This is a genomic window from Microbispora bryophytorum, from assembly GCF_006874465.1.
Classification (GTDB): Bacteria; Actinomycetota; Actinomycetes; order Streptosporangiales; family Streptosporangiaceae; genus Microbispora; species Microbispora bryophytorum.
Genome location: NZ_VIRL01000003.1, coordinates 195,457 through 220,253 on the forward strand (window position 1 = coordinate 195,457; position 24,797 = coordinate 220,253).

Below are 24,797 nucleotides of genomic sequence, written 5' to 3' on the forward strand. Positions count from 1 at the left end.
GCCCGTGTCAGTCGCCGAGCTTCTTGCAGGGGCGGGTGCGAAGCCGCGCGACGTAGTCGTCGGGGGCGCCGGCCTTCTCGGCGGAGTCGGCGAGGATGCCGATGTATCGCGCCGACGGCAGCCCGCCCTCATAGGAGTTCAGCACGTACGACCAGGCGAGCACGTCGCCCTCCAGCGTCGCGACGCGGAGCCGGAGCTTGCGGTAGAGGCCGAGGTCGGTGCCGATCCAGCGGTCGAGGGACGCCTCGTCCCACTCCGGCACGTCGTACAGGACGACGAATACCTGCTCGTCGGCGTCCTCGACTATCGTGGCGAGAGCGCCCTCCCAGCTGACGTCCTCGCCGCCGAAGGTGAGCCGCCAGCCCGGGAGCCAGCCCGTTCCTCGCATGGGCGAGTGGGGCGCCCACTCCGCCATTTGCTTGGGGTCCATGTTGCTGCCGTAGGCCGCGTAAACAGGCACGGTACACAAGCCTAAACCAAGATCCCCAAAGTTGGACGGGTAGCGCGCGGACGGGGATGCGGCGACACAAATCCGCGTAGTTAATCCGTTACGCGCACCTCGCCGGGAATACGAAGCCAGAATGCGGGACAATGGAGCATGTGACAAGGATCGTGATCATCGGTGGGGGCCCCGGCGGGTACGAGGCGGCCCTGGTCGCCGCGCAACTGGGTGCCCAGGTCACCGTCGTGGAGGAGGAAGGACCGGGCGGGGCGTGCGTGCTCACCGACTGCGTGCCGTCCAAGACGCTGATCGCCTCCTCCGTGCGCAAGCAGGCGCTTCTCGACGCGTCGACGCTGGGGGTCCGCTTCGACGGCGGCCTTGACCACGACGCCGGCGGCGTCTCCGTGGACATGATCGACGTGAACAAGCGCGTCAAGGAGCTCGCGCTGGCGCAGTCGAACGACATCGCCGCCCGGCTGGCCGCCGAGGGCGTCGAGGTCATCCGCGCGCGGGGCCGTCTCGTCGATCCCCAGGTGGTGCGCGCCGGCGACCGTACGGTCCGGGCCGACGTGGTCATCGTGGCGACCGGCGCCCACCCCCGCGTGCTGCCGGGGGCCGAGCCCGATGGCGAGCGCATCCTCAGCTGGCGGCAGCTGTACGACCTGGAGGAGCTGCCCGAGCACCTGATCGTGGTCGGCTCCGGCGTCACCGGAGCCGAGTTCGCCGGCGCCTACCGGTCGCTCGGGTCGGAGGTCACGCTGGTCTCCTCGCGCGACCGGATGATGCCCAACGAGGACGCCGACGGCGCCGAGGTGCTGGAGGAGGTCTACCGGCGCCGCGGAATGAACGTCATGGGCCGCTCGCGCGCCGCCTCGGTCAAGCGCACCGAGCACGGCGTCGTCGTGACCCTGGAGGACGGCCGCACCGCCGAGGGCAGCCACTGCCTCATGACCGTCGGCATGGTCCCCAACACCTCCGGGCTCGGGCTGGAGGACAACGGCGTGCGGCTCGACCGCAACGGCTTCATCGAGGTCGACAAGGTGTCGAGGACCTCCGCGCCCGGCGTGTACGCCGCCGGGGACTGCACGGGCGTCCTGATGCTCGCCTCGGTCGCCGCCATGCAGGGCAGGATCGCGGTCTGGCACGCGCTCGGCGAGGCCGTGCAGCCGATCCGGCTGGCCACCGTCGCCGCCAACATCTTCACCGATCCGGAGATCGCCGCCGTGGGCGTGTCGCAGCGGCAGATCGAGGCGGGCGAGATCGAGGCGAACGTCGTCAAGCTGCCGCTCGCGACCAACGCCCGGGCCAAGATGCAGGGCTTCAACGACGGTTTCGTGAAGCTGTTCTGCCGTCCGAACACCGGCATCGTGCTCGGCGGCGTCGTGGTCGCCCCGCGCGCGTCGGAGCTGATCCTGGCCCTGTCGGTGGCCGTGCAGCATCGCCTGACCGTGGACCAGCTCGCCCACACCTTCGCGGTCTACCCGTCGCTGTCGGGCTCGGTCACCGAGGCCGCCCGCCGTCTCATGTCCCCGCTGACCGCCGGGGGCATCTGACCCGTCCCCTGCCACGGCCGGATCAGTCCGCGCACGCCGCGCCCACGGGGACGCGGGCGCCGGGCGCCGGGCGTGGGCGCAGGGCGCGCGCCGGCCAGATCATCGCCCCGACCATGCACGTCACCAGGGCGAACGCGAACGGGAAGGCGAACGCGCCGGCCAGCCAGCCGGTGACGGACGGAGCCACGAGACCCGACATCCAGGTGATCGTCGCGACCCCCGCCACCCCCTCGGCGGGCGTCCGGGTGATCTGGCCCGCCGCCGCGAACACCAACGGCACGACGACGGCGATGCCGGCGCCGAACAACGCGAACCCGGCGATCACCGGCACGGGCGTGCGGAACGCGACCACGATCACGCCGCCGAGGACGGCGGCGGCGGCCCCGGCGCGCACGGTCGCGACCGGCCCGAGCCTGCGCACCACGAAGTCCCCGCCGAGCCGCATCGCGACCATGCACGCGGTGAACACGGTGTATCCGGCCGCGGCGACGCCCGCTCCCGCCCCGGCGACGTTCGTGAGGTAGATCGCCGCCCACTGGCCGCTGGCCCGCTCCGCGAAGGTGGCGAAGAAGCCGATCAGGCCGATCAGCAGGACGGCCCTCGGCGGCAGCGCGAATCGCGGCGGCGGCTTCTCCTCCGGCGCGGGCCTGTCGTCGAGGAGCGCCCGGCTGCCCACGGCGCCCGCGGCGATCAGCGCAGCCGCCATGAGGGGGAGATGCGCCCGCGCGTCCAGGCCCGCCTGCGCCGCCGCGGCCCCGAGGCCCGCACCGACCAGGTTGCCGACGCTCCACATGCCGTGCAGGCCGGACATGACCGAGCGGCCCAGCCGCCGCTCGACGAGCACGCCCTGGGCGTTCATGGCAAGGTCGCACATGCCCGCGGCGGCGCCCGACAGGAGGAACACGGGGGCCAGCCAGAGGGGTCCCGGTGCCAGCACGGGCAGGGCCAGCGACACGCTCCACAGGGCCAGCAGTGCCCGGGTCGTGGCCTTGGCGCCGAACCGGTAGGCCAGCCGGGCGGTCACCGGCATAGTGAGGAACGAGCCGACAGGAGGGCAGAGCAGGATGAGCCCGAGAGCGGTCGTGCTCAGGCCGAAGTGGTCCTGGAACCAGGGCATCCTGGTGGCGATGGTGCCCGCCACCGCTCCGTGGACGGCGAAGACGAGGGCGATGGCCCGCTGATGTCTGTCTCGCATGGGGATAAATTAACAGGCAGGCTCCCTGATAGAAAGTGGGAATGTCATGAAGACCGCGACGCCCCAGCTCGCGAGGGCCATCAACGACCGGCTCGCCCTCGATCTGCTCCTGGAGCGGGGCCCGCTGACCGCACCCCAGCTGCGCGCGCTCACGGGCCTGTCCCGCCCGACCGTGTCGGACCTGATCGAGCGCCTTCAGGTCGAGGGCCTGATCCGGGTCACGGGGGAGAGCGGCGGCGACCGGCGCGGCCCCAACGCCCGGCTCTACGGGATCGTCGCCGACCGGGCGTTCGTGGGCGGGGTTGACGTGCGGCGCGACGTGGTCGGCGTCACGGTCGCCGACATCACCGGCGCCACCGTGGGCGCGGTGACGCGGCCGCTCGGGGAGAACCTTCCCGCGCTGGTCGCGCAGGCGCTCACCGAGGCGGCCGGCTCACGTCCCCTGCACGCCGTCGTGATCGGCGCGCCCGGCATGGTCGACCCGCAGACCGGAGACCTCGCGGCCGGGAACGTGGAGCCCGCCTGGCGGCCCGGGCTCCTCCCGGCCCTGCGCACCCTGGTCGACGCGCCGGTCACCATGGAGAACGAGGTCAACCTGGCCGCCGTCGCCGAGCACACCACCGGGGCGGCCGCCGGGCGGGACGACTTCGTCCTGCTGTGGCTGGACGACGGCGTCGGCGCGGCCGTCGTGCTGGACGGCAGGCTCCGCCGGGGCGCCTCCGGCGGAGCCGGCGAGATCGGTTTCCTCGGCCGGCTCGACATCAGGGTGTGCGAGGCGCTGGGCCCGGAGGCCGTACGTGGACTGGACCTCCCGGCCCTGGCCGAGAGGGTCGTGACGGCCGCCTTCGCGCTCGTGGCCGTGCTCGACCCCGGCCTCGTCGTCCTCGGCGGCGCCACCAGCCTGGCGGGCGGCGACCCCCTGGCCGCCCTGGTCGCCGAGCGCCTGGCGGAGGTCTCGCCCGTGCCCGTGCACGTACGCGTGAGCGCCATCCCGGACAATCCCGTACTGAGGGGCGCGGTCTCCACCGCCCTCTCGATCGCTCGCGACGCCGTCTTCGGGCAGGGCCGCCGGTGACCTCGCCGAGGTCACCCGCTTAGGTCAACCGCCGGCTCACCCGCCGGGGTCGCCCGCAGAGGTCAGCGGTGGCCGCCCGTGGCGGACAGCCGTGACCTGACCTCGTGCAGCGCGTACCGTCCCCGCGCGACCGCCGTGGCCGCCGCCCGCAGGTCGTAGGGGGTCTGGGCGACGTTCAGCGCCTGCTTGGCCGCCTCGTACGCGTCGAGCGCCGCGCGCCACTCATGCGTCGGGCCGCTGATCTGGTTGATCTTCATCTCGAAGTCGAGGGCGTCGATCTCCTCGCCGAAGCGGGTCACGTCCTCCTCGGCGGCGTGCCTGGCCACCGCCATCTCGGCCACGAAGCGCTCCTTGCGCCGGTGCGCCACGCCCCACAGGATCAGCGTCAGGCTCAGGCCGAGTCCGGACACGATGACGAGGATGAGCGCGGGCGACAGGCCCTTCGGGCGGACGGCGTTCCCGGGCACGTCCCGCTCCCAGGTGGTGGTGGTCGTCCTGTCCGCGGCCGGTTCGTCTCCGGCGGCGCCGCCGGGCGCGACGGCGTCGTCGGGGAGGTTGACCGGCGTGCCCCGGGCCCCGGTGAGGTCCACGTCGTCGGCCTGGATGAAAGAGGCCTTGTCGACGTTCGCCCCGTGGAAGTCGGCGCCGTCGAGTTCGGCCTGGGTGAACTCCGCCTCGGACAGGTCGGCGTCCTTCAGCGTGGCGTGCTCCAGGTGAGCCTGGCCGAGCTTGGCCTCGTCGAGCTTGGCCCGGGTGAAGTCGGCCTTGCGGCCCTTGATCTGCCCGAGCGTGGCGTCCTTCAGGTCGGCGTCCACGAGTCTCGCGTCGGTGAGGTCGGCCTGGGTGAGCACCGCCCGGGTGAGGACCGCGCCGGTCAGGTCGGAGTGCGGGAACTCGGCCTGCACGGCGTCCGCGTCGGTGAGAATCGCCCCGCGCAGGTTCGCCTGCTTGGCCTGCAACTGACCGAGGTCGGCGTCGCTGAGGTCGGCGCCGCGCAGGTCGGCGTAGTCGAGATGGACCTGCCCCAGGTCGGCCTCCTTCAGAGACGCCTTGCGCAGGACGGCCCCGGTGAGGTCCTTGCCCGTGAGGTCCACCCCGTCCAGCTTCGCGCCGGTGAGGTCGGCGCACCGCATGACGGGAGGCAGCGCGGCGCCGGTGAGGTCCCTGCCGCGCAGGTCGACGCCGCTGCCCGGCTTGCAGGGCGTGGACGCCGCGTGACCGGGGGTCGCAGGAAGTGCCAGGAACACGAGCGACAGGAACACGAGCGACAGGAACACGAGCGACAGGAACGCGAGCGCCAGGAACGGGGCGGCGAGGAAACGGGGGGCGAAGCGACGCACGGGGGGCCTCCTGAAGGGAACGCCCCGAGTCTTCCACGCGATCTTGAATCGCACTTGCAATCCGCTGACCACCCCGGGTCGCTGAACGCGTGGCCGCCGGCATCCGCGGAGTGGCGAACGCCGCCGGAACCCGTGGTCGCGGCACCCCGGACATGAGAAGGGGCGGACGGCCCCCGGACATGAGGGGCGGACGGTCCCGGACAGCGGACGGCCCCCGGACATGAGAAGGGGCGGACCGTCGGGCCCGCCCCCTCGTCGATGCCGCGCCGAAGCGCTCAGGCGTTACCAGTCGCCGCCGCCGAAGTCCCCTCCGCCGAAGTCGCCGCCGCCCCAGTCGCCGCCTCCGCCGCCGAAGTCGCCACCGCCGCCGCCGCCGCCCCAGTCGCCGCCACCGGCATCCGCGCCCGCGGCGTATCCGGAGTCGTAGCCGGCGCCGTATCCGCCGTGACCCCAGCCGCCGAACGCGCCGCCGAGCATGGTGCCGACGAGCATGCCGGTCAGCAGGTCGCCGCCGCCGAAGCCGCCGTAGTAGCCGTACGCGTAGGGCTGGTAGGCGGGACCGGCGTCCCAGTAGGGCCTGCGCTGGCCGTTCACCATGACCTCGCGCATCTGCGGGTCGAAGCCGCGCTCCACCGCCTCGGCGTCCGCCGCGCAGGCGGGGACGTCGCGCACCGCGCCGCCGGGGGGCGCCCACCGGACGTTGCGAACCGACGGGCCGTGCTGCGGGTTGAAGAAGCACGGGGGCAGCCGCTCGGGCAGCGGCTGGTTGTTCACGCGCGCCTTGACGCAGGCCAGCGCGTAGCGGCCGTCCTCCAGTGTCGAGGTCACCGTGCGCAGGTCCTCGGGGCGCTTGATCGCGTCCAGTTCGACCTTGGCCCGCTCGTAGGAGTCGAGGGCGCGCTGCCAGTCGCCCGTCGTCTCGCTCTGCGGGAGCATCCGGGCGTCCACGTCGAGTTCGGTGATCTCCTCACCGAACTTCGTGACGTCCTCCTCGACCGTCTGCTTGACGGCGGCGAGCTCGGCGGCCTCGCGCTCCTCGCGCTTGCGCTTGCTGCGGCGTCCGATGATCCACAAACCGGCACCTCCCACGACCGCGATGCCCAGAATGCCGACGAGCACACCTGTGCCATTGCCGCCGCCGACCGTGCTGCCCTTGGCGCGGGCGCCGTTGACGTCGCCCTCGCGCACCAGGTTCACCCGGTTGACGAAGTCCTTCATGCCGGTGACCACGTCGCCGTTGGCGCTGGTGGCCAGCCGGGTCAGCACGCCCGGCGCGTTCCTGGGCAGCTCGGTCGACCCCGCGAACAGGCTGTTGCCGTCGAGGAGGGCCACGGTCGCGCTCGACCGGCCGGCCTTGTCGAGCTCGGACAGCAGTTGCGGGATGTAGGTGCTCACCTGGCTCGTGCTCACGGTGCCGTCGGGCATGGCGACCACGTAGATCTTGGACTTCGAGTCCTTCAGCGCCTGGCGGATCTCGTTCTGCTGGCTCGACGAGAGCGGAGACCCGCTCTGGACGAACAGCGGGTCCTGGGCGTTCTTCCAGGACGACAGGACCGTGGTCGGGTCCGGGGGAGCCGCCGCCACTGCGGACGGCGCGAGCGCGAGCACAGTGATGAGTCCGGCGAGCAGCGCCGCCAGGGCGGCCACCACCCGGCCGAGCGGTGTCTTCATGGTCACGGCTTCAAGCCTCCTTCGCCCTACTGGACGAACGGCAGGGCGCGATGGTTCCTCCACAAAAACCTATCGTTCCGCACCCGGGGGGCGGCATGCGTCCTTCCGCCGGTGAATGACGGTGGCGTCGCCTCCACGGCCGGCCGGCCGGGAGGCTCAGGCGTCCTTGATCTCGCAAAGGACGGCCCCGGCGGTGACCGTCTGGCCGACGGAGGCCGCGAGGCCGGTGATCGTGCCGCCCTTGTGGGCGGTCAGCGGCTGCTCCATCTTCATCGCTTCGAGGACGACGATCGTGTCGCCGGACTCGACGGTGTCGCCGTCGGCGACGACGACCTTCACGATCGTGCCCTGCATCGGGCTGACGAGGGAGTCGCCGCTCGCCGCGGCCTTCCCGGCGCCGCGCCCGCCGGATCGCCGGGGCGCCGCCTTCTTGGCCTGGGCGCCGCCGGCCGTCCCCGAACCCGACGAGCCCAGCCCGGCGGGCAGGACGACCTCCAGGCGCTTGCCGCCGACCTCGACCGTGATCCGCTCGCGCTCCGCCGGTTCGGCCGCTCCCACGGCCCCCTCGTACGGGGGGATCTCGTTCACGAACTCGGTCTCGATCCACCGGGTGTGCACGGAGAACGGCTCGCCGGCGAAGGCGGGATCGTCCACCACGGCCCGGTGGAACGGCAGCACGGTCGGCATGCCGCCGATCTCGTACTCCGCCAGGGCGCGGCGCGACCGCTCCAGCGCCTGCTCACGGGTCGCGCCGGTGACGATCAGCTTGGCCACGAGCGAGTCGAACGCCTGCGGCACGCTCATGCCGGTCTCGTAGCCGCCGTCCAGCCGCACGCCGGGGCCGGACGGGACGCGCATCGACGTGATCGTCCCCGGCGCGGGCAGGAAGCCCCGGCCCGCGTCCTCCGCGTTGATGCGGAACTCGATCGAGTGGCCGCGCAGCACGGGGTCGTCGTAGCCCAGCGGCTCGCCGTCGGCGACGCGGAACATCTCGCGGACCAGGTCGATGCCGGCGACCTCCTCGCTGACCGGGTGCTCGACCTGCAGCCGGGTGTTGACCTCCAGGAAGGAGATCGTGCCGTCCTGGCCGACGAGGAACTCGCACGTGCCGGCGCCGACGTAGCCCGCCTCGCGCAGGATCGCCTTGGACGACGAGTAGAGCAGCTCCAACTGCTCGCCGGTCAGGAACGGGGCCGGGGCCTCCTCCACCAGCTTCTGGTGGCGGCGCTGGAGTGAGCAGTCGCGGGTGGACACGACCACGACGTTGCCGTGGGCGTCGGCCAGGCACTGGGTCTCGACGTGACGCGGCCGGTCGAGGTAGCGCTCGACGAAACACTCTCCGCGCCCGAAGGCGGTGACGGCCTCGCGCACCGCGGACTCGTACAGGTCGCCGATCTCCTCCATGGTGCGGGCCACCTTGAGCCCGCGCCCGCCGCCGCCGAACGCCGCCTTGATCGCGATCGGCAGGCCGTGCTCCGCGGCGAAGGCGACGACCTCGTCCACTCCGGAGACCGGGTCGGAGGTTCCGGCCACGAGCGGGGCGCCCACGCGCTGCGCGATGTGCCGGGCCTGGACCTTGTCGCCCAGCGCGGTGATCGCCGAGGGCGGCGGGCCGATCCAGATCAGGCCGGCGTCGAGCACGGCCTGGGCGAAGCCCGCGTTCTCGGCGAGGAAGCCGTAGCCGGGGTGGACGGCGTCCGCGCCGGTCTTCTCCGCCACCGAGAGGATCTTGCCGATGTCGAGGTAGGTCTCGGCCGGGCTCTGCCCGCCGAGCGCGTGCGCCTCGTCGGCCACCCGCACGTGCAGCGCGTCGAGGTCCTGGTCGGCGTAGACCGCGACGCTGGACAGCCCGGCGTCCCTGCAGGCCCGCGCGATCCGTACGGCGATCTCGCCGCGATTGGCGATCAGGACCTTGTGCACCGCGTCCATCCTTCCGTCGGACCCCCGGGTTACGAGCCTTGGTGGATTTTATGCACCTGCCGACGCCGGACGGCGTGCGCCCCCTTACCAAGTGGGGCGGCCGGCGCGCCTCGTCCTCACCGCTTCCCCGGCCCTATAACCGGTATGCCCGGGTTTGAAGCGGCATGTTGTGAAGCGGCATCGCCGGTCGGGTTCGTTAGGCTGATCACTTATGCGGGGACCCGGCCTTCTGGCGACCGTGCTGGCGCTGCTTCTCGTGGCGCCGCCCGCGCCGCCCGCTCAGGCGCGTACGGCGCCGGTGCGGTGCGCGCCGCGCAAGGGCGGCATGGGGGTGGCCGAGCCGTGGGCGCAGCGCAGGCTCGACCCGAAGCGGGTGTGGCCGCTCACCACGGGCGAGGGGGTCACGGTCGCGGTCATCGACAGCGGGGTGGACCTGACCCACCCCCAGATCCGGGTGGCGAAGGAGGTCGACTACACCGGGACGGGCCACCGCGACTGCGTCGGCCACGGCACCGCCGTCGCCGGGATCATCGCCGCCCAGTACGTGAAGGGCGTCCCCTTCGTCGGCGTCGCGCCGGGAGTGCGGCTGATCTCGCTGAAGCAGACGAACGAGGAGAACGGCGACCCGGACGCGCTGGCCAGGGCCATCGCGGACGCGGCCGACTTCGGCGCCGACGTGATCAACGTGTCGATCGACGCCCACGACGAGCCGAAGCTCAGGCAGGCCGTGGCGTACGCGCTCGGCAAGGACGCGGTGATCGTGGCGGCGGCCGGCAACACGACCGCGGACGACGGCACCCCGGAGGCCTCCTACCCCGCCGCCTACCCGGGGGTGCTCGCCGTGGGCTCGGCCACCCCGGACGGCAGGCGTGCCGACTTCTCCAACACCATCACTCCCGTCTCCGTTCTCGGGCCCGGCCAGGACATCACCTCCACCTGGCCCGGACGGTCGTACATGAGCGGGCTCGAAGGCACCAGCTTCGCCGCGCCGTACGTCGCGGGGGTGGCGGCGCTGGTGCGCGCCCGCCATCCGGAGCTGGACCAGGAGCGGGTGCGGTGGCGCATCACCGCCACGGCGGACGGCGGCGTGGGAACGGGCACGGGCGCGGGGATGGTGAACCCGATGCTCGCCGTCACCGCGATCCTGCCGCTGGAGGCCGTCGACGCCCCCGTCATCGCGCCGCCGGCGCCGGCCCCGCTGCCGCGGAACGCGGTGAGCAGGGCGGCTCCGGTGGACCGGGAGGCGATCGACCTGGCGCTGACGATCGCGGCGGCGGCGCTGTGCGGTGTGGGACTGATCGTGGCCGTGCGGGTGTTCGTGCCGATGGGCAGGCGCAGAAGGTGGCGCCCCGGCCGCGAGCGTTGACTCGTCGGCTTTGAGTAATTGACGGTTAAATGTTTTGGCCTGCCGGAAACAGCTGCTTTGTGCCGGGTCCTCTTGGTTGAATGATCCTAATCAGGTCACTTCCAGAAAGGACTGAGATGCACCCTTTACGGCCGGGTGATCCCGAGCAGATAGGCGAGTACGCCATCCTGGGACGGCTGGACGAGGGGCCCCGCGGCGACGTCTATGTCGGCAAGGAGACCGGCGACGACGCCCCTGTGCGGGTGATCAAGCTCTTGGCCGCCGAGCCGGGTTCGGGGCAGACCGTCCTCGACCGGCTCACTGTCGCCACAAGAGTGTCCAGCTCATATGTGGCCCGCACGATCACGGCGGGCCTTTTCGGTGATCGACCGTACGTCGTCAGGGAACACGTCGAGGGGCGCAGCCTGGCCGCCGCCGTGGCGGCCGAGGGGCCGCTCTCGGGGGAGGCGCTCGAACGGGTCGCGGTGGGCGTGCTCACGGCGCTGACCGCCGTGCACCTCGCCGACCTCGCGCACGGCTCGCTCACCCCGCACAACGTCATCGTCGCGGACGACGGCGTCAAGCTGACCGATGTCGCCGCCGGGCCCCCGGCGGGCGAGCCGGCGTACCGCGCTCCGGAGCAGATCAGGGGCGAGCGGTACGACGCGTACGCGGACATGTTCGCCTGGGCCGCCACGGTGGTCTTCGCCGCGACCGGGCGTCCGCCGTTCCCGCAGGAGCCGCAGGCGGTGCTGAACGCGCAGCCCGACCTCGGCGGACTTGAGGAGCGGCTGCGCCAGGTCGCGTTGCCCGCGCTGGCCAAGGAGCCCGGGCAGCGGCCGACCGCCTACGCCGCGATGCTGCAACTGCTCGGCGGCGGCGCCGCCGGGGCGCAACCGGCGGCGGGCCCCGGCACGGCGATGGTGCTGCCCGCGCAGCCGCAGCAGCCGCCGCAGCAGCCGGTCGGGGGAGCCCCCGTTCCACCGGCTCCGCAGCAGACGTGGGGCCCGCCGCCCGTGCCCCAGCAGCCGCAGCAGTCGTCCACCACCGCCTGGCAGCCGCCCGCCATGCCGCAGGAGCAGATCCAGCAGCAGACGTGGGGGCGGCCGACCACCCAGGGCCAGGTCGAGACGGCCAGGCGCAGGCCGTTCCCCGTCGGCCTCGCGGCGGCGGTCGGTGCCGTGGTCCTGCTCTCCGGAGCGGGTCTGTGGGGCGCCGGCCACTACGCCGAGGTCCGGCTGTCGCCGGCCGCGGCGGAGCGCGCCGCAGGCGGGCACGGGACCGGTGGGCGCGTGATCGCGGACGCCGGTGACGCGGACGGCGGAAACGTGGGTGGCGGAAACGTGGGCGGCGGGACCACGGGAGGCGCGACCGGAGGCGGCGGGCAGGCGCCGACGGCGGCGCCGCAGGTGACGGTGCCGTGGGCGCTGTCATCCGAGGACCCGGACTCGCCGGTGCAGCCGCTGGTGCTGCCGAGCGAGTGGCCCACGGACACTCCGGCGACGCCGGAGCTCACCTCGGTCCCGACGCCGGGCCCGATCGTGCCGGTGCCGACCCAGCCGGTGGTCCCGCCGCCGGCGCAGCCGCCCGGTCAGCCGCCCGGTCAGACGAACGGGCGGACGATGCAGCCGACGGCCCGGGTGACGACCACCGCCACGGTGACCGCCATACCCAGCCCGGTGCCGACGGAGCCGACTCCCGAGCCCCCGCCCACACAGTCGCCGAGCCCGGCGCCCACGGACAGGCAGGAGCACGGACGGGGTCGGTGGCGCACCCAGCCCACCCAGAACCCGACCCAGAATCCGACTCAGGACCCCGCTCAGAGCCCTACTCAGAGCCCCGCTCAGGGCCCCACCCAGAAGCCCACCCAGAACGCCACGGAGGTGCCCACCTGGGTGCCCACCAAGAGGCCCACCTGGAAACCCACCTGGAGGCCCACCAGGAGGCCTACCTGGAAGCCCACCGCGGCCCCGACGGCGCCCGCGCGGCCGAGCCCGTCCAATGCTCCGGTGCCGACCACCCCGGCGCCGAAGCCGACTACCCCGGCGCCGAAGCCGACGACCGCGGCGCCGAAGCCGACCACTCCGGCGCCGAAGCCGACGACCGCGGCGCCGATCCGGAACCCCTTCGGTCCGGTCCAGGTCTGCGGTCCGGGCTTCTCCGTGCAGCGCAGCAGCCCCCTGGCGGGTGGCGTCGCCTACCAGCTGTACAACGCCGGCACGGGGGAGAACTGCGCCGTCACGATCAAGACGGCCGACGTCGGAAAGGAGACGCCGGTCTCCGCGACCCTGGAGGTCCAGGGCGGCGGGTCCAAGACCGACAGCGGTAACTACAAGTACTACGCCGGCCCCGCGAAGCTGCAGGCCAAGGGCAAGTGCGTCAGGTTCTCCGGCAGCGTCGGCTCGGCCGGCGCCGGCGGCGACTGGGACAACTGCGGCTGACCGGTTCACGGGAAGGCCGGATCGGCAGGTCCGGACACACGAAGGCCGGGCGGGAGCACCCGCCCGGCCTTTCGTCTGCGCGGCCCCGCCGCCTGGCCCCCCTGCCTGCCCCCGCTGCCGGAGCCCTGTGCCGGAGCCCTGTGCCGGAGCCCGCCACCGGCTTTCCCGCCGGCTGAACGATCAGTATCCGCGGTAGCCGGTGCCGGTCTTCATGCCCACCACACCGGGAACGGCCGAGACCGAGCCGTAGCGCTCGATGGCATAGCGGACGCCCGCGACGATGTTGTCCACCGGGTTCCAGATGTCCTTGTGCCCCGGCAGGGACCAGCGGTTGAACGTGGGGTCGATGGTCTGCATCAGCCCCTTGGAGGGGGTTCCCGCGGCCGCGTTCGAGTCCCAGTTGTTGATCGCGTGCGGGTTCCCGCCCGACTCGTGCCGGATGATCATCCAGATGTCGTCCCGGTTCATCTTCCCGGCGGGGTAGCCCTGGGCCGTGAGGATCTCGATGGCCTGCTCGATCCACTCCTTGACCTGGCCGGTGGGCGCGGGTCCGCCGCCGGCCGGCGGCGGACCGCTCGGGCCGTAGCCGCCGCTCCCGCCCGAGCCGCCGTAACCGCTCACGCCGCTCACGCCGCTCAGGCTCGTCCCGCCGTACGAGGCGTACGTCGGGTGCGCCTTGTCACCGGGGGCTCCCGTGTAGCCGGGGGTGCGCTGCCAGTCGACGGTGTGCCCCTGCCGGGGCACGAAGTCCTGTTTGCCCGGGTCCGGAATTTTGGCGAAGGTGAGCGCGCCGTCGCGGTAGTCGCCGCCCAGGTGGGAGCCCAGCGTCTTCGTGGCGTCGCCGACGGCCGTGTTCACCTGCTCCAGGTGCGGCCGGGCGTCCTCGATTCCCCGGGAGACGATGGCCCGCAGCCCGTTCTCCAGCTCCTTGTCCCCGGCGTCCTGGTTCCGGCCGCGGTAGGCCGCCGCCTCGGCGACCACGTCGGCGCAGATGCCGTCGATCTTCGATTTGGCGCTCTCCAACGCCGTGGCGACCTTCTCCAGCGCGCCCGCGCACGCGACCAGAGCGTCGTGGAGCCCGTCGGCCGCCTTGCCGTACCTGTTCATGTACGTGACGAAGGCATCGGCGGAGCGGCCCTGCCACGCGGCGTCCACGGTGCGCACGGCCCGGCCCACGCCACCGGCGTAGTCCTGCGCGTCACCGGCCGCGCCGCGCCACTTCCCGGCGATGTCGCGGATCCCGCCGGGATCGCCGTTCACCTTCTGCGCCATGGCGGCCAGCTCACCGCCACCCGGCAGGTCGGAGACCCCGCTTCGCTCGCTCATACCCGCATCGAGGTGGACGTGGCCTTGTGGGCCGTCCGGACGTTGTCCTGCACACTCTCCAGCGCCCGCTCCACGCCCTTCAGCTTGGTCCTCGCGTCGGCCACCTCCGCGGTCAGCGCGGCGTAGGCCGTGTCGACGGCCGCCGCCAGCGCCGCCGCGCCGTCCACGTGCCCGAAGGAGGCCGCCCGGGTGCCGGGCGTCTCGGGCAGACCGCCGTGCAGGCTCTCGTACTGGCCCCAGGCCTTGCTCACCGCCGTACGGCAGCTTTCGAGCGCCTGGAAGTGGATGTCGAAACCGGCCACGTACCGCTCCTCTCCGCCTGTCACTCTTCCCCGGGAGGAGGCAGGAACGCGGTCTGGGCGAGCCGCGCGCCGAACCTCCTGTCGACGTGGTAGCCCCGGCCGGGCGGCAGCGGATGCGCCCGGACGTTGCCGAACAGGTAGCCCTCGTCCTTGTTGCCGGACAGGATGACGGCGGGGCTGGCCATGTCCTTCAGCTTCTGGACGACCGGGTCGTACATGGCCCGGCCGGCGCCGCCCATCTGACGCGACAGGACCAGGTGCAGCCCGATGTCCCGCGCCTGCGGCAACAGGTCCACCAGCGGCAGCAGCGGGTTGGAGGAGGTGGCGACCAGGTCGTAGTCGTCCACGACGACGTAGACGTCCGAACCCTGCCACCAGCTCCTGTCCCGCAACTGCTCGGGCGTGAGGTCCGCCGGGGGCAGCCGCTTGAGCAGGGCCCCGCGCACGTTGTTGATCAGCTCCTGGGCGGCGGTGCTCGACGCCGCGTAGCCGATGCGGTGGGCGGTCGCGGCCGAGTCGAGCAGCGACCTGCGGTAGTCGATGACGATCATCATCGCCTCGTGCGGCTGCCGCCTGGCCACCAGGCCCTCGGCGACCAGCCGCAGCAGGTTCGACTTGCCGCTCTCGGTGTCGCCCAGGACGACGAAGTGCGGGTCGGCGTCGAAGTCGAGCAGCACGGGCGAGAGCGTAGCCTCGTCGATGCCGATCGGGATCTTCGGTCCCGTCTCCTCGATGCCGGGCAGCGAGGCCGCGGGCAGCACCGGCGGCAGCAGCCGGATCGCCGGCGCCGGCGGCCCCTGCCAGGAGTCCCTGACCGCGTGCACCAGCCCGCGGACGCCCGCGCCGAGGTCCTCGGAGCTCTGCACACCGTCGATCCGCGGCAGCGCGGACAGGAAGTGCAGCCCCTCCTTGGTGAGGCCGCGTCCCGGCGCGCCCTCGGGGACCGCCAGCGACGCCTTCCTGTTCACCTCGGACTCGTACGCGTCGCCGAGTTTGAGCTCGACCCTGGTGCCGAACAGGTCGCGGATGCTCGCCCGGAACTCCGACCACTTGTTGGTGGCCGCCACCACGTGGATGCCGTATCCGAGGCCCCGGGCGGCGATGTCGGTGACGACGGGTTCGAGCGACTCGAACTCCTGCCTGAGCGTCAGCCAGCCGTCCACCACCAGGAACACGTCGCCCCAGCCGTCGCCGTCGCGGCCGGACTCGGCCCGCATCCGCCGGTAGGCCGCGACCGACTCGATGCCGTGCTCGGCGAAGTCCGCCTCGCGCCGCTCGAGGATCGTGGAGATCTCGGCGACCGTACGGCGGACGCGGTCGGCGTCGAGGCGGCTCGCGACGCCGCCCACGTGCGGCAGTGCCTCCAGCGAGGCCAGGGAGCCGCCGCCGAAGTCCAGGCAGTAGAACTGCACCTCGCGCGGCGTGTGCATCAGGGCCATGCTCGTGATCAGCGTCCGCAGCACGGTGCTCTTGCCGCTCTGCGTGCCGCCCGCGACGCCGACGTGGCCCGCGCCTCCGGACAGGTCCAGCCAGTAGGGGTCGCGGCGCTGCTCGAACGGCCGGTCGACGATGCCGACGACCGCGTGGAGCAGCCCCCGGCCGCCCCAGCCCGCGGTGGTCAGACCGAGCTCGGGGGTGACGGACAGCGGCGGCAGCAGGTGGGCGAGCGTCGGCGACTCGGCCAGCGGGGGCAGCCAGATCGGGTGCGCCGGCGGGCCGTGGCCGGTGAGCCGGCCGACCACGACGTCGAGCAGGCTGTGGCGCGGGCCGCCGGGCTCTTCCGCGGGTGCCAGCTCCCTGGTCGTCTCGGTCACCTCGACGGGCGCGAAGGCGGTGCCGTACTCCACCACGTCGCGCACCGGCCGGCCGGCTCCGCCGGCCGCGGACCGCGCCGGGTCGGCGTGGTGGGGCCCGGACACGTAGGCGGCCTTGAACCGGGTCATCCCCGTGGTGTCGTACTTCAGGTAGCCGTTGCCCGGCGCGGGCGGCAGCTCGTAGGCGTCGGCGACGCCGAGCACGACCCGGCTCTCCATGGCCGAGAACGTGCGCAGGCCGATCCGGTAGGACAGGTGGGTGTCGAGGCCGCGCAGCCGGCCCTCCTCCAGGCGCTGGGAGGCCAGCAGAAGGTGCACGCCGAGCGAGCGGCCGAGCCGCCCGATCATCACGAACAGGTCGACGAACTCCGGCTTGGCGGTGAGCAGCTCGCTGAACTCGTCGATCACGACGAACAGGGTCGGCATCGGCTTGAGATCAGCGCCCTGCTCCCTGGCCCGCTCGTAGTCGCGCAGCGAGGCGTAGTTGCCCGCGGCGCGCAGCAGCTCCTGGCGGCGCACCATCTCGCCGTGCAGCGCGTCGTGCATGCGGTCGACGAGCGGCAGCTCGTCCTCCAGGTTGGTGATGACCGCCGACACGTGCGAGAGGGAGTCGAGGCCCAGGAACGTGGCGCCGCCCTTGAAGTCGACCAGCACGAAGTTGAGGATCTCCGAGGAGTGCGTGATGGCCAGGCCGAGCACCAGCGTGCGCAGCAGCTCGCTCTTGCCGGAGCCGGTCGCCCCGATGACCAGGCCGTGCGGCCCCATGCCGCCCTGCGCCGACTCCTTGATGTCGAGCTCGACCACCCGCCCGTCCGCGCCCAGCCCGATCGGCACCCGCAGCCGGTTGCGACCGGCCCGGGGCTGCCAGATCACCGAGGGATCGAGATGGGCGGGGTCGCCCACGCCGAGCAGGTCGGTGAGCGAGGTGTTGACGCCGAGCACGTCCTGCGCCTCGCCCTGGGCGCCGGCGGAGGCGCGCAGCGGCGCGAGCTGCCGGGCCAGCCCCTCCGCCTCGGAATAGCCGAGGCGGTCGGGGTCGCCGAGCCGGGTGCTCGACTGCCGTCCCGCGTGGTCGATCTTGACCATGTGGAAGCCCTCGGGCTGGACGTCCAGCCGGAGCGTGATCGCCTCGGGGACCGCTCCGGTCACGCCGGACAGATCGATCACGGTCACGCCCTGGATGGCGTCGGACCCGAGCTGGCTGTCGTGCGGCACGTGCCCGCCGTCCACGATCACCACGTGGTACGGCAACGCCTCGGTGGAGGCGCCGGGCCGGAACCTGGCCCGCTCCCTGAGCTCCTCCCCGACCAGCGCGTCGAGGTGCCCGAGGTTCTCCGCCATGAGCCTGACCTGGCCCGCGGCGTCGGCCTGCTCGGGATGCAGGGCGTGCGGCAGCCACTTCACCCACTCCCACTGGGGCATCCACTCCTTGCTCGCGCAGATCATGATCCGCATGTCGTCGGGGGAGTGGAAGGCGACGAGCTGAGCGATCACGGCCCGGACCAGCTCGCGCACCGCGGTGGCGTCGCCGGTGAGGTGGATGCGGGCGAAGGAGTGCAGGGCGACCGCGACGGGCAGCTCCGACACCGTGGCGTGCGCCCGGACGAACCGGCGCAGCGCCCCCGCCGACAGGGCGTCGAGGTCCTCCACCGGCTTGGTGTCCGGCGGGACGAGCTGGATGGCGAGCTTCTGCACGCCGGTGCCGAGCCGTACGGTCGCGAAGTCGTCGTCGCGCGGCCTGCGCTCCCACAGACGCGGCCCCATCACGATCCACCACAGCGAGTCGGGCGGCGGCCCGCTCCACTCCAGCGCCTCCCGCTGCTGCACGGCGGCCCTGCGGACCTTCCTGCGGATCTGCGACAGGTAGCGGAAGTAGTCGCGGCGCAGCCCGTTGAGCCGGTTCCTGCGCTCACCGGCGTTGCGGCCGAGCTGGCCGACGCTCATGCCGACCATGGAGACGGCGAACAGCCCACTCGCCACGTACATGAGCGGGTTGCCGTTGCCCCCCGCCGTGAACATCAGCCCCATCGCGGCGCCGCCGGCCAGCATCGGCACGTACGTGAGCATGGACATCAGACCCTGCGGCTGAACCTCGGGAATCTCCGGCGGGGATTCCAGGAGGATCTCGCCACGGGGGGGCTTGGGGCCCGGGCGGCGCTCGGGACGCGAAACCACGACAATGCTCATCTGACTGACTTTTCTACCAGGTTTGCCGATATTTTCGGGCTGTCAGAGAGATCTCCGGGAGAGGATTCCCGCTGTGTCATCGCCGGCCCCCCTTCACATCCAGCAGGGTGTCGTCCAGCAGGGCATGGTCCAGCACGGCCCCGGTCATCAGGGAGCGGCCCAGCAGGGCGCGTTGCCACAGATGACCGCCCCGCTGCCGCCCCTGTGCCACATCACCGTGGTCGCCCCGCGCAGGAAGGCGGACCTCGCGCTGCCGTCGGACATCCCGTTGCCGCACGTCATGCCCGGACTGCTCCGGGCGGTCGGCGAGGCGGGAGGCGACGCGGCCGCGGCCCCCGGCTGGGTGCTCCAGCGTCTCGGCGGCCCGCCGCTCGACCTCGGCCAGAGCCTGGGCGCGCTGGGCGTCCTGGACGGTGAGGTCCTCTACCTGCGCCCGCGCGACGCGGTGCTGCCGCCCGCGGTGTACGACGACGTGGCCGACGTCGTCGCCACCGGGACCAAGGAAGGCGGCGGCAGGTGGGAGCCGCGGCACACGAGGCTGCTCGGCATGGGCGTGGCCGCCGGGCTGCTCGCGCTCGGCGCCGTCGTCCTCGCGCTGGCGGCGGCTCCGCCGCGGCTCACCGCCGGAGTGGCCGGAGCCGTCGCGGTGCTGCTCCTCGCCGCCGGGGCCGTGGTGTCGAGGGCCGTCGGCCGGCCCACCGCCGGCGCCCTGGTCGGCTACGCGGCCCTGCCGCACGGCTTCCTCGCCGGCCTGTTCACGCCGGGCGCGTCGGGCGCCGTGCTGGTCCTCGGGGCGCCGAACCTGCTGGCCGCGCTCGCGTACACGGCGCTGTTGGCCACCGTCGGCGGCGTGCTGATCGCCGACGGCGTGGCCGGCTTCCTCGGCGTCGCGGTCGCGTCCGTCGCCGGGGCGGTCGGAGCCGGATGCGTGATGGTGTTCGGGGGATCGGGCGCCGGGGCTGCGGCCGTGGTGGCGACGGCCCTGCTGGCGCTGAGCCCGCTCATCCCCACGCTGTCGTTCCGGATGGCCAGGGTGCCGCTGCCGCCGCTGCCCACCAGCGCCGAGGAGCTGCGCAGCGACAACCAGCGGATCGACGGCCCGATGGTGCTCCAGCGGACCGCGCAGGCCCACCGGTACGCCACCGGCATGGTCATCGCGATCGCGCTCGCCGGCGTCGCGGGGGAGCTGCTGCTCGTCCAGCACGGCGGCTGGGTCGCCCGCGTGACGGCGGCGACGCTGGCGCTGGCGCTGGCCATGCGGGCGAGGGTCTTCGCCGGGGTGGCCCAGCGGCTGTGGATGGTCCTCACCGCCGCGGCCGGGGCCGCCGCCCTGGCGTTCGCACTGGGCACGGGCGCCGACGCGGTCGCCGAGGTGGCCGTGACGATCGGGGTGCTGTGGACGGCCCTGCTCGTGCTCGGCCTCGGTCTCTGGCTGCCCACGGGCCGGCCGTCGCCGTTCTGGGGGCGGGCGGCCGACATCCTCGACGCGCTGCTGATCGTCGCACTGGTCCCGCTCACGCTGGGCGTGCTCGACCTGTACTCCTGGGTGCGCGGCCTGTCGGGCTGACTTCTCGGATCGCCTGACGGCATCTCCCGGATGCGCCGGTCCGCGCGATCCGTGCATCACCCGGAGAGGGAGCCGAGCCATGCGGACGGGCCACCGACACGGTCACCATGACGGCGATGACGACGACGGAGCGGGCCGGACGGAGCAGCCGAGCCCCTCCCGCGGGCCTATCGCCGGGCAGGGCCGGCCTGGAGCCGGCCGGCGCCTTCGGGCGACGCCCGCTCGTCGAAGGCGCGGCGGGCGTCGCCGAGGAGGGCGGCCACGTGGGGCAGGCCCGCGGCCTCCAGCCCGCCGCGCAGCATCTCCTCCTTCGCCGCCTCCGCGGCCGCCTCGGCCCGCCGTACGGCCGTCAGGACGGCCTCGGCGAGTGTGCGGCTGTCGAGCCTGCGCATGCAGAGCGGGTGAATGTCGACGGCGCGGAGCGTGCCGACGGCGTCGACGGTCGCGGTGATCCGGCCCCCGTCGGCACTCCCGGCGTATTCGCGCGTGCTCCACTCGGCCGCGACCTCGTCCATCCACGCGGCCGCCGCCGACAGCCGCTCCATGCGCGCCCGGAGCTCACGCATCTCGTCCACGCTCACTCCTCCCGCAGCAGGGCCAGGACGTACGGGGCGAGCGGATCGCCGGGCGGCGGATCCGCGTCGGCGTCCGCCGTGAGGTCCGGCGCGAGGTTGGGCGTGAGGCCCGGCGTGAGGCCCGCCATGGCCCGAGCGAGCCGCTCGCCCGCCTCGCTCCGCGCGGCGCCGATCGCGCCCTGGATCGCGGCGGACATCGCGACGTGGTCGAGGTCGCGCATCGCCCGCGGGTCGACGGTCAGCCCGAGCAGGTGGCCCGCTCCGGAGACCCGGGCCACCACGGCACCCGTGGCGTCGGCCCCCTCGACCACCTCCTCGCTCAGCCCGTGGAGCAGGTCGGCGAGCGCGCCGACGCGGCCCTGGACCTCTCGCACCAGCCCGGCGACGTCGCCTTCCCTGCCCTCGTTGAACGCGGCCGTGTTCCTCACCGGGGCTCCTCGATCACGGGCTGCCAGTAGTCGTGGATGTGCGCGCGGTCCGCCACGGCGGGGGTGAGCGTGAGGTCACGGCGGCCCCGCGCCGGGTCGCCATCCTCGTAGAAGGCGGCTCGCAGGTCGTTGAGCTTCTGCTCCGCCTTGTTGAGGTCGCCCTCGCAGGCCATGTAGACGTCGGCGAACTGCTTGACGAGGTTGCCCAGCGCACTGGCGAACACGCCCACCTGCGAGATCAGCGCGACCCGCCCGGCCGGGTGCGCGCTCATCGCCGCGAGCGTACGGAGGATCGGCGCCGTGGCGGCGTAGAGGCCGAACACCGACAGGTCGTACTCCAGGACCTCCTTGAACTGGTTGTGCATCGCGCCGCTCATCTCACCGGTGACCCCGTGGAGCTTCTCGTACAGGACCGTGGTGTTGAAGCGGACCCGCCGCCCGAGCAGGTCGGCCGCGTGGCCCTTCCAGTTCGGGCCGACGTCCTGGAAGTAGGAGAACCAGATGTCGGACCGGCCGCTCTCCAGCCGGCCCCCCATCTCCTTCCACAGTTCCCGCCGGTCGTAGAAGAGGAAGGGATTGCCGAGGTTCAGCGTGGCCGCCACGTCCAGGGCGAGGGCCGCGCCTCCCAGCCCGGACATGGCCATCGCCGTACGCGTCTGCTGCCGCAGCGGGTTCAGCCCTTTGACCAGGTTGCGGAAGAAACCCGGATCGGTGCGGGTGGCGGCGGAGGCGGCGGCCGTGCCGCCCGTGCCGGCCGTCTCGGCCGGTGCCACGGAAACGGCTCGCCGGACGTTGCCGCTCGCGTCCGTGACGTAAAGCTTCTTGGGGCCGGGGCCGGGGCCGGGGGCGGACCGGCCGGGGACGAACAACTCGCCGGGCTCGCCGGGTGAGGTCGTCATGCGGATCCTCTCAGATGGGGGTCTTCTGAATGGCCGCCGCGCCGGCCTTCTCCGCGGCCACGTAGTTGTCGGCCGCCCTGACCAGCGTCTCGCCGTCCCTGCGCAGGGCGTCGCCGAGGATGCCGGCCGCGCCCGACCAGGTGTCGGAGACGGTGTTGAACCGGTGGACGAAGGCGAGCCCGACGATGGGGACCCCGGCGAGCGGAGCGAGGTTCCCGCCCTCGAAACGGGGCGCGGCGTCCTTCATCCGCCGCACGCCGTCCGCGGAGCCGTCCACCGTGTCGGCGAACTTCCTGATGAAGCTCGCGGCCACCTCGTAGCCGGGCAGGCCGGACGAGCCGCCGCCCGGCGCCGGGTCCCGCACCGGGTCCCGCACCGGGGCCCGCACCGGGATCACGGCGGCCTCTCCCGGCCGCCGCCCGCGTATCGAGTCAGGCAGGCAGGGACCGGCCGGGCACGGAGGCGTGTGCGGGCAGGGGCTCACCATCGGGGAGACGGAGGAGGCCGGGAGGGAGGACGTCCCGGATGGCCCGCTGGAGGGAGATGCGCCGTACGACACTGATCTTGCCTATCACCGGGCTCCGCGCCCCCGCCATGCGCAGTGGTGACGTTTCCGCAGGTGGACAGCGGAAATTCGGGGCCCGTTCACTGGCGTGTAACGGCGAGCTCGCAAACCCCCGTACGCCCGCCTTTGATGCGTTAGCGTGCCGATGTTCCGGAATAACGGCAAAAGGGGGCTCGAATGGCCGGCAGCGGATTCGACGACTTCGACGTGGAGCGGTTCGGCCGGCGCGCGGACGCCACGATCGCGGCCGTCGAACGACTCCAGGAGACCCTGTCCTCGCTTGTCGGCCGGGCCCGGGACGAGGACGGCCTGGTCGAGGTGGAGTTCACCGGCCGGGGGCTGAGCGAGCTGAAGCTTCACCCCAAGGCGATGCGGCTGAGCTCGGGCGAGCTGGCCGAGCGGATCAAGGAGACGGTGGGCGCCGCGTCCGACGACCTGTACCGGCAGATGAACCGGGCCATGGCCGAGGTCCTCGGGCAGGAGGGCGATCAGACGCGGTTCCTGAACGACCCCGAGGCCGTGCTCAAGCAGGTCAGGGAGGCGGAGTCCGCCTTCGACCGCACCACGGAGGACGTGCTGGGCGAGCTCGACCGGATCAGCCGCAGGCTGAACCTCTGACGGGCGGCGCGCCCGTCCGGTGGAGACCACGCGAACGGGCGCGACTTCCCTAGCCGATGCGGTCGGGGCTGATCGTGCTCGTCACCCGCCAGACGTCCGGTTCGGGGTCGTAGATCTCCCGCTCGCGCTCGTCCTGGCCGCCCGTCCCGGCGCCGCCCGCCGCCGGAGCATAGGGGAGGAAGGACGAGCCAGCACCGCCCTGGGCGGCCCGGTAGCCGCCCAGGAGGCCGCCGCCCTCCACGGCGGCTCCCGCCCCATAGCCGGTGCGCGCCCCGCCGTACACGCCGATCACGCCGCCCGGCGGCAGCGTGCCGGTCGGCCCGGCGGTGGGCAGGGGGATCCGCGGGTCCGGGTAGCCGGTGAGCGCGTGGGGGGTGGTGCCCGCGGGGGCCGTGGCGCCGGGCAGGGGGTGGGTGGTCGCCAGCTCCGTCGAGCCGCCGCCGATCACGGCCGGAGCCGTGCCCGATCCGTCGCCGGAGCCGCCCGGCTGTCCCGTGCCGGGCTGTCCCGCACCCGGTGCGCCGCCCGCTCCGGGGTCGCTCGTGCCGGGGTCGCCCGTGCCGCCGGACCCTTCCGTGCCGCCGCCCCCGGAGCCGGTGTCACCGCCGCCCGTGCCACCGGAGCCCGAACCGCCGGAGCCCGAGCCACCGGTGCCCGAACCATCCGTGCCGCCGGAGCCGCCGCCCGACTGGCCGCCTCCGCCGGATCCCGAGCCGCCGGACTCGGACCCGGTCGAGCCCGAGCCGGTCGTGCCGTCGCCGTACGAGCCGCCGTGCCACACGCCGTCGGAGGTCGTGGTGGGTGCGCCCGTCCCGCCCACATGGATGCGCGGGGAGTTCGCGAGGTCGATGTGCAGCGGCTCGACGGCGGGAAGTTCGAAGGCCAGCCCCTCGGCGAAGGCGTTGTTGGCCTCCTGGATCTGCTGGTTGAGCTTGCGGAAGTGGGCCCTCGCCGCCTCGTCCCCGTCGGGGTAGGGCATGGCGCCGGGAGAGGGGGCGGGCGTGGAGAAGCTCCGGGACGAGGAAGAGGAGGAAAGCGGAGGCGAGGGGTACGGAGAAGGGGTCCCGTTCGTGCCGCCGCCCGCGCCCTCGTTCGAGCCGCCCGAGCCACTCGGGCCGGCCGGGAAGTTCGTCTTCGCGTCGCTGACCACGTCCGCGTACCAGGACATCGCCGCCCCGCTCGCGGTCATGGCGTCGCCGAGCGCGCCCGCCGTGGCGTAGAGCGCGCGGAGGGCGGACTGCACCTCCTCGGCGGCGGGACCGCGCCAGACGGCGGCGAGTTCCTTTGCGGTCCTGCTCAGGGCCGCCTGGATGCCCACCTCGGACGGCCCGCTGCCGCCGACCTTCCCGCCCACCAGGTCGGCGGCGTCGATGAACGCCTGACCGGCCCGGCGGACCGTGTCGGGACTCGCGGCGTCCAGCTTCTGCTTGATCTGCTCCCGGGAGAGGTTGTCCGGGTCGAGCCCGTCGACGCTCGTGTATACCTTGATCGGCTCCCAGCCGGCTTCGGCCCCCATCGCGATCTTTCCCCTTGC

Annotated in this window: 19 protein-coding genes; 6 read left to right on the forward strand and 13 right to left on the reverse strand. The window is 73.2% G+C overall.

The window, feature by feature from the left end; all coding sequences use genetic code 11:
• Positions 1–7 precede the first annotated feature (7 nt).
• Positions 8–460, reverse strand: a complete 453-nt coding sequence (locus FLX07_RS08425; protein WP_142569276.1) for a gamma-glutamylcyclotransferase family protein — start codon at positions 458–460, stop codon at positions 8–10.
• A gap of 140 nt (positions 461–600) precedes the next feature.
• Between FLX07_RS08425 and FLX07_RS08430 the strand changes: the two genes are divergently transcribed.
• The gene (locus tag FLX07_RS08430; RefSeq protein WP_142569278.1) at positions 601–1,995 is read left to right on the forward strand and encodes an NAD(P)H-quinone dehydrogenase; all 1,395 of its coding nucleotides are present in this window, start codon (positions 601–603) and stop codon (positions 1,993–1,995) included.
• 22 nt (positions 1,996–2,017) lie between these two features.
• On the opposite strand, the gene FLX07_RS08435 is transcribed toward FLX07_RS08430, so the two are convergent.
• Positions 2,018–3,190, reverse strand: a complete 1,173-nt coding sequence (locus FLX07_RS08435) for an MFS transporter (protein WP_142569280.1) — start codon at positions 3,188–3,190, stop codon at positions 2,018–2,020.
• Positions 3,191–3,236: 46 nt separating this feature from the next.
• Here FLX07_RS08435 and FLX07_RS08440 point away from each other — a divergent pair, with 46 nt between their 5' ends.
• The gene (locus FLX07_RS08440; protein ID WP_142569282.1) at positions 3,237–4,265 is read left to right on the forward strand and encodes an ROK family transcriptional regulator; all 1,029 of its coding nucleotides are present in this window, start codon (positions 3,237–3,239) and stop codon (positions 4,263–4,265) included.
• Positions 4,266–4,327: 62 nt separating this feature from the next.
• On the opposite strand, the gene FLX07_RS08445 is transcribed toward FLX07_RS08440, so the two are convergent.
• The 3 genes from FLX07_RS08445 to FLX07_RS08455 form a co-directional block, all read right to left on the reverse strand.
• On the reverse strand, positions 4,328–5,605 hold the full coding sequence (locus FLX07_RS08445; protein WP_167748159.1) for a pentapeptide repeat-containing protein: 1,278 nt from the start codon (positions 5,603–5,605) through the stop codon (positions 4,328–4,330).
• 282 nt (positions 5,606–5,887) lie between these two features.
• Positions 5,888–7,276, reverse strand: coding sequence for a hypothetical protein (locus tag FLX07_RS36355; RefSeq protein ID WP_223853090.1), 1,389 nt, complete (start codon positions 7,274–7,276; stop codon positions 5,888–5,890).
• Between the two features lie 156 nt (positions 7,277–7,432).
• Entirely contained in the window at positions 7,433–9,196 is a 1,764-nt protein-coding gene (locus FLX07_RS08455) for an acetyl/propionyl/methylcrotonyl-CoA carboxylase subunit alpha (RefSeq protein ID WP_142569286.1), read from the reverse strand.
• Positions 9,197–9,407: 211 nt separating this feature from the next.
• On the opposite strand from FLX07_RS08455, the gene mycP reads away from it, so the two are divergent.
• A complete protein-coding gene (gene mycP, locus FLX07_RS08460) occupies positions 9,408–10,562 on the forward strand; it encodes a type VII secretion-associated serine protease mycosin (protein WP_142569288.1) in 1,155 nt (384 codons plus the stop codon).
• A 116-nt stretch (positions 10,563–10,678) separates the two neighbouring features.
• Positions 10,679–12,982 (forward strand): serine/threonine protein kinase, encoded by a 2,304-nt coding sequence (locus FLX07_RS38320; RefSeq protein ID WP_167748161.1) that lies wholly within the window; start codon positions 10,679–10,681, stop codon positions 12,980–12,982.
• Positions 12,983–13,162: 180 nt separating this feature from the next.
• Here the strand turns inward: FLX07_RS38320 and FLX07_RS08470 are convergent, their stop codons facing one another.
• The 3 genes from FLX07_RS08470 to eccCa are packed head-to-tail and all read right to left on the reverse strand — an operon-like array spanning position 13,163 to position 18,611.
• The gene (locus FLX07_RS08470) at positions 13,163–14,308 is read right to left on the reverse strand and encodes a WXG100 family type VII secretion target (RefSeq protein WP_142569292.1); all 1,146 of its coding nucleotides are present in this window, start codon (positions 14,306–14,308) and stop codon (positions 13,163–13,165) included.
• Positions 14,305–14,610 carry a hypothetical protein gene (locus FLX07_RS08475; RefSeq protein WP_142569294.1) on the reverse strand — a complete coding sequence of 102 codons (306 nt, stop codon included), beginning with the start codon at positions 14,608–14,610 and terminating at the stop codon, positions 14,305–14,307. The genes FLX07_RS08470 and FLX07_RS08475 overlap by 4 nt, the downstream gene beginning before the upstream one ends.
• Positions 14,611–14,630: 20 nt before the next feature.
• A complete protein-coding gene (gene eccCa / locus FLX07_RS08480; RefSeq protein ID WP_142569296.1) occupies positions 14,631–18,611 on the reverse strand; it encodes a type VII secretion protein EccCa in 3,981 nt (1,326 codons plus the stop codon).
• Between the two features lie 73 nt (positions 18,612–18,684).
• Here eccCa and eccD point away from each other — a divergent pair, with 73 nt between their 5' ends.
• The gene (eccD, locus tag FLX07_RS08485; RefSeq protein WP_229689532.1) at positions 18,685–20,178 is read left to right on the forward strand and encodes a type VII secretion integral membrane protein EccD; all 1,494 of its coding nucleotides are present in this window, start codon (positions 18,685–18,687) and stop codon (positions 20,176–20,178) included.
• 167 nt (positions 20,179–20,345) lie between these two features.
• Here eccD and FLX07_RS08490 read toward each other — a convergent pair whose 3' ends face one another.
• The 4 genes from FLX07_RS08490 to FLX07_RS08505 are packed head-to-tail and all read right to left on the reverse strand — an operon-like array spanning position 20,346 to position 22,477.
• Positions 20,346–20,744 (reverse strand): YbaB/EbfC family nucleoid-associated protein, encoded by a 399-nt coding sequence (locus FLX07_RS08490; RefSeq protein WP_223853092.1) that lies wholly within the window; start codon positions 20,742–20,744, stop codon positions 20,346–20,348.
• Between the two features lie 11 nt (positions 20,745–20,755).
• The gene (locus tag FLX07_RS08495; RefSeq protein ID WP_167748162.1) at positions 20,756–21,181 is read right to left on the reverse strand and encodes a YbaB/EbfC family nucleoid-associated protein; all 426 of its coding nucleotides are present in this window, start codon (positions 21,179–21,181) and stop codon (positions 20,756–20,758) included.
• Positions 21,178–22,080 (reverse strand): hypothetical protein, encoded by a 903-nt coding sequence (locus FLX07_RS08500; protein ID WP_142569302.1) that lies wholly within the window; start codon positions 22,078–22,080, stop codon positions 21,178–21,180. Before FLX07_RS08500 ends, FLX07_RS08495 begins: the two co-directional genes overlap by 4 nt.
• Before the next feature lie 10 nt (positions 22,081–22,090).
• The gene (locus FLX07_RS08505; protein ID WP_142569304.1) at positions 22,091–22,477 is read right to left on the reverse strand and encodes a hypothetical protein; all 387 of its coding nucleotides are present in this window, start codon (positions 22,475–22,477) and stop codon (positions 22,091–22,093) included.
• 345 nt (positions 22,478–22,822) lie between these two features.
• Here FLX07_RS08505 and FLX07_RS08510 point away from each other — a divergent pair, with 345 nt between their 5' ends.
• Positions 22,823–23,263: a YbaB/EbfC family nucleoid-associated protein gene (locus FLX07_RS08510; RefSeq protein WP_142569306.1), complete on the forward strand. Its 441-nt coding sequence runs from the start codon at positions 22,823–22,825 to the stop codon at positions 23,261–23,263.
• 49 nt (positions 23,264–23,312) lie between these two features.
• Here the strand turns inward: FLX07_RS08510 and FLX07_RS08515 are convergent, their stop codons facing one another.
• Positions 23,313–24,779, reverse strand: coding sequence for a WXG100 family type VII secretion target (locus FLX07_RS08515; protein ID WP_142569308.1), 1,467 nt, complete (start codon positions 24,777–24,779; stop codon positions 23,313–23,315).
• Positions 24,780–24,797: the final 18 nt, after the last annotated feature.

Bases quoted from the DNA above. Each gene is read 5' to 3' on its own strand.
- FLX07_RS08435 (WP_142569280.1), bottom strand. From the start codon at position 3,190: ATGCGAGACAGACATCAGCGGGCCATCGCCCTCGTCTTCGCCGTCCAC.
- FLX07_RS08440 (WP_142569282.1), top strand. From the start codon at position 3,237: ATGAAGACCGCGACGCCCCAGCTCGCGAGGGCCATCAACGACCGGCTC.
- FLX07_RS36355 (WP_223853090.1), bottom strand. From the start codon at position 7,276: ATGAAGACACCGCTCGGCCGGGTGGTGGCCGCCCTGGCGGCGCTGCTC.
- mycP (WP_142569288.1), top strand. From the start codon at position 9,408: ATGCGGGGACCCGGCCTTCTGGCGACCGTGCTGGCGCTGCTTCTCGTG.
- FLX07_RS38320 (WP_167748161.1), top strand. From the start codon at position 10,679: ATGCACCCTTTACGGCCGGGTGATCCCGAGCAGATAGGCGAGTACGCC.
- FLX07_RS08470 (WP_142569292.1), bottom strand. From the start codon at position 14,308: ATGAGCGAGCGAAGCGGGGTCTCCGACCTGCCGGGTGGCGGTGAGCTG.
- eccCa (WP_142569296.1), bottom strand. From the start codon at position 18,611: ATGAGCATTGTCGTGGTTTCGCGTCCCGAGCGCCGCCCGGGCCCCAAG.
- FLX07_RS08490 (WP_223853092.1), bottom strand. From the start codon at position 20,744: ATGCGTGAGCTCCGGGCGCGCATGGAGCGGCTGTCGGCGGCGGCCGCG.
- FLX07_RS08500 (WP_142569302.1), bottom strand. From the start codon at position 22,080: ATGACGACCTCACCCGGCGAGCCCGGCGAGTTGTTCGTCCCCGGCCGG.
- FLX07_RS08510 (WP_142569306.1), top strand. From the start codon at position 22,823: ATGGCCGGCAGCGGATTCGACGACTTCGACGTGGAGCGGTTCGGCCGG.
- FLX07_RS08515 (WP_142569308.1), bottom strand. From the start codon at position 24,779: ATGGGGGCCGAAGCCGGCTGGGAGCCGATCAAGGTATACACGAGCGTC.